Annotated in this window: 1 protein-coding gene; it reads right to left on the minus strand. The window is 51.1% G+C overall.

Annotated elements, in window-relative coordinates:
* On the minus strand, positions 1–4,234 hold a 4,234-nt coding region (locus QUB56_RS36285), incomplete at its 3' end, for a S8 family serine peptidase (protein WP_332961198.1).
* Between the last annotated feature and the right edge of the window lie 503 nt (positions 4,235–4,737).

A 4,737-nucleotide genomic window follows, 5' to 3' on the forward strand; every position in this document is an offset into this window, starting at 1 on the left:
CGGCGCCGCCGTTGCCGATTAAGGTTTCGTTGCTGCTGCTGCCGACAATGGTATCGGCGAAAGTTGTGCCGGTGATGACTTCGATACCGGTGAGAGTATCAGTACCTTCGGCGATCGCCACACCAGTCGCGAGATTAATATTAACAGGACTGGGGAGAATAGCATAAGACACAGTATCGATACCAGCACCGCCGACAATACTGTCATTCCCCAAACCGCCATTTAGAGAATCATCTCCATCACCGCCGTCAAGAGTATCATTCCCTTCGTTTCCGAACAAAAAGTCATTGCCGGCACCGCCAAACAAACTGTCATTCCCTTCATCCCCGTACAGAGAATCTTTGCCATCTCCTCCATTGATAATGTCATTGTCCTTACCGGCCCAGAGGCTGTCATCACCGGCACCGCCTAACAGAGTATCGTTACCTTCGCCGCCGTCTAGAGTGTCATTACCTTCAGCACCGTCGAGATAGTCATTGCCAATCCCCGTACCGAGAATTACGTCACCGCCCGCCTCACTAATCGTAATCAGTTCGTCGCCGTTGAGCACATCATTGCCAGCGTTGCCGAACAGCGAATCATTGCCTTGATTGCCCTCAATCTCATCGTTGCCGCCCAATCCGTCAATGTTGTCATCGCCACTGCCACCTGGAAGGAAATCAGGTCCAGGAGTCGCCTTCAGCGGGAAACTCTTGAGAATATCGGTCCCTGAGAGATTGCCAACTTGTTCGATAAAACCATCTCCTTGTTCGAGATTTGGTTCAGCGAAGAAGTCGAGAATCAACAAGTCGTCAGCAGCTTTGAAAACCCCGTCTTTGTTGAGGTCAATTTGCAAGTCAGTATTGAATTCGCCACCCCGCGTGACGCCTGCCGTACCGGCGGCCAAGCCGATCGCCAGCGTGAGACCATTGAGAGTTAGACTATCGGTGCCACTATCATCAGCAATGATGCTGCCCCCTGCCGAAGTAGCGTTTAACACGTAAAAGTCATCGCCGATACCGCCAAACAGACTGTCAGCACCGCCGCCGCCAGTTAGCGTATCATTCCCCTCATCGCCGTAGAGTTCGTCATTGCCGAGCCCACCAGCAAGGCTGTCATTGTCAAAGCCGCCGCTGAGTTCGTCATTGCCGTCACCGCCAGTTACGGTATCGTTGCCGTCACCGCCATCGGCGATATCGCTGCCGACACCGCCATCTAGGGAGTCGTTGCCTTCGCCACCATCTAGGGAGTCATCTCCGCTATCTCCTGTGAGGGTGTCGGCATTGTTTCCGCCGTAAACTTCGTCGTTGCCGTCACCGCCGGAGAGCAAATTATTGCCCAATTCATCGTCTAAGATGTCATTTCCCGCACCGCCAAACAGGCTGTCGTTACCTTCGCCGCCATTTAAGTAGTCATCTCCGGCATCTCCTGTAATGCTGTCGGCACCATTTCCACCTAAAACTTCGTCATCGCCGTCACTGCCTGAGAGCAAGTTGTTGCCAAATTCATCCTCTAGGAAGTCATTTCCCGCGCCGCCAAACAGGCTGTCGTTACCGAGGCCCCCATCTAAGTAGTCGTCTCCGGCATTGCCTAATAGCGAGTCATTGCCTTCCTTGCCGAAGGCTTCATCCTCACCTGCAAGGGCTTCGATGGTGTCATTTCCTGCGCTACCTTCGATAGAATCAGCCTGGGGAGTTCCCAATGTTATCCCCGGAGTTGTCGGAGTCGGAGTTGTCGGAGTCGGAGTTGTCGGAGTCGGTGTTGTCGGAGTCGGTGTTGTCGGAGTCGGTGTTGTCGGAGTCGGAGTTGTCGGAGTCGGTGTTGTCGGAGTCGGAGTTGTCGGAGTCGGAGTCGGTGCGAAAACAGAGAGAATCTCACTCCCAAGCAGGTTGCCGACGTTTTTGAAGCTGCCGCTACCTGGTAGGAAAAAGTTTTCTATAGTCAAATCATCCCGCGAATTTACCTTGCCATCGGCATTGAGGTCGATCAGCAAGTTGTCTCCTTTTTTGTCAATCCCGTTCTGGTTCGCTGCCAGCGTTGTTGTCAGGGTGACCCCATTGAGAATTAAATTATTTTCGGCGCCGCCTGGAGCCTTAATTGTGCTGCCGTCTGCTTTCTCAGCATTGAGGATGTAGGTGGTGTTTCCCGTGCCACCGACGAGGGAGTCGCGCCCACCGTAGAGGGTGTCCCCGGTACCAACGGTGTCGAGGGTGTCGCCACCGATCAGGGTGTCCCCGGTACCAACGGCGACGAGGGTGTCGTTGCCGCGGCCGCCCCAGAGGGTGTTTGCTGCGTCATTACCGACGATCGAGTCATTTCCGTCGCCGGCGAAGGCATTCTCGATGATGCTGCCTGCGGCGATGGTGAGGGTTTGAGGAGTGAGTTTTTGATGCCCTGTAACATTGCGACCGGGCAGGGTACTGGTTGAACCGGGAGTCAGGTTGACGATAACGTCGTCAGTAATGGCCGCAACGTTGATGATGTCGTTGCCACCGTTGGTGTCGGTGAGAGTTTTGCGAAGAGCCTCCTTTGGATCCTCCTTTGGATCGGCTGCATGGGTGAAACTTGCGAACTCGTTGGTGTAGATGTAGGTGTTGTCGTTAATGATGTCGTCGCCGTACAACCGCAAAGTTGCGCCTTTGAGTACGCCGGTATTGTTTTCGCTGGTGTTATTTTCGTCAGTATTTTTTGGGTCGTTGGTGGCGCTATTATCGGAAATGTTCAGCGTCCAATCGCCAAGGCCGGTTTCTCCCCAGTGGCGGGAACTGCTGAAGGTATAGTTAATGGTTGTGCCTTTGAAACCGTAGTCCTTGTTAGCGTCACCTACCTCGGTGTAGTAAGGCACACGATCGAGAATTACACTCTCCGTTTTATCGGGAGAAGTCAGCTTAACTACTAAGTCTTGAAATTGACCGTGCTCGATATTCAAGTCTAGTTCAAGCTTGTCAATGTTGATGTCTTTATCGATCTTGAAAGTTCCAGCAATGTTTGCGGAGGAAGCGTCAAAACCCAGATTTGCTGGCAGGGTCAAACCAGTAATTGACTCCTCTCGCGAAATTTCATTGGCAGCAGTTGCTGCTGCATTTTTGCCAGTTCCCGATCGCGGCTGCCAAGTTTCGGCCAAGCGCACTGCTGCGGTGGCATCGACTAGCCCGAAACCATAGTCGTGATTGACGTGGAGGCCGCCGCCGTTCCAGTTTTTAGCGCCGTTAAACGTCCAAGTATCCTTGGGAATTGTCCCAGATTTATATTCGCTGCTTTTAACTGCTTGATTGTCGGGGTCATTTTTGCGGGCGGAGTAAGCGAGAATTTCCTGAACGTCGCGGTAGCCGAGTTTGGGATTAGCTTGCAGCATTAAAGCGACAACCCCTGAAACCATCGGCGTCGCTGACGACGTGCCGTTAAATTCGTTGGTGTAGTTGGTATCTTTAAAATTAGGTGTGTACTTTGGGTTGTAGCCCTGATTGCCGGTACGATCGACCGTAGCGATACTGGCTGGCCGATCGCCGAAGGCCGAGACGAGAAGCGGCGCCCCTGGGTTGCTGTAAGGGGCAACAACTCCCTTATTGTCGATCGCAGCTACGGCGATTACATAGCGACTGCTTTCGTAATCGCCTGAGTTGACATTTCTCCCCCGCTGTTGTTCTGCGGGCAACTGTGGGTTAACATTTTCGCGCTCATTTCCCCCAGCCCAGGCAAACACAGTGCCTAACCCGCCGCGGCCTTCGGTGACGGCGTTCTCGATGGCTGTAAGCTCTTCGGAATTGCTAAAGTTCAAGCTGTAAGAAGACCCCCAGCTATTGTTGGAAACATCGAATTTATCTTGTGCTTTTAAACTCTCAAGGGCACTGTTATTTTTATCAGAATATTTGTAACCAGCGATCGTTGCTTCATAAGCAACACCCACTGTGCCGAGATTGTTTCTCCTACCTGCGATAACCCCAGCAACCGCAGTACCGTGATTATCATCTAATTCTTTTGGAAAAGGTCCACCTAATTCCTTTGACAGCGACAGATTTTCATTAAAGTTACCTGCGAAATCTTTGTGGTTGCCATCGACGCCATCATCAATGACGCCGACTGTGATGTCTTTGCCCGTATACTGCGGCCACAGAGGCAACACGTTGATGTCGATGCCGCGAGTACCTGGACTTTGAGTATTTTTTGTGACTCCCTGTCCGGTGTTGAACAGCCACCACTGGTCCGTGGCTAGAGTATTTTTTAAGTCATCCGGCAATCTGAATTGATTAGTCATAACAAGCCTCACATTACTTTTTTCTGATGTTGCACCTTGATTGTTGGGCGAAAGTCCCCAATGGACACCTGTACTCACGAATGATGATTTCGAGTTGCGATTGGCCCCGAAGCGCGATTTACACGTCAGAACTAGCACTGCGGCTCGATCGCCCATCTTCTTATGTATAAGAGAGCGAGCTTCGCATCCTCCTTAAGACAGATTCTACCGATCGTACTTTAGAATGACTACACAAACGGAATTTACCGAAAAAATATTTACGACGGCTTTGCAGCATATTTGGGTAATATTGTCAAGTCTCAAAAACAGTATATTGTGCGGGATTTTCCTGCCGAAACTTAAATTAATGTCAGTTGTTTTGGTCGATTCCTGAAGAGGGATATCTGCATCGCGCGTACTTTGGGAATAAAAAATTAGAGTTCTGGCAAAAATAGTAAATTCGCAATTGAAATTCGTGACCTTTTACCAAACCAAGCAATTTTTTGCTAAAGTCCGATCGAGCA

Origin of the sequence: Microcoleus sp. AR_TQ3_B6, assembly GCF_036702785.1 — a bacterium.
Classification (GTDB): Bacteria; Cyanobacteriota; Cyanobacteriia; order Cyanobacteriales; family Microcoleaceae; genus Microcoleus.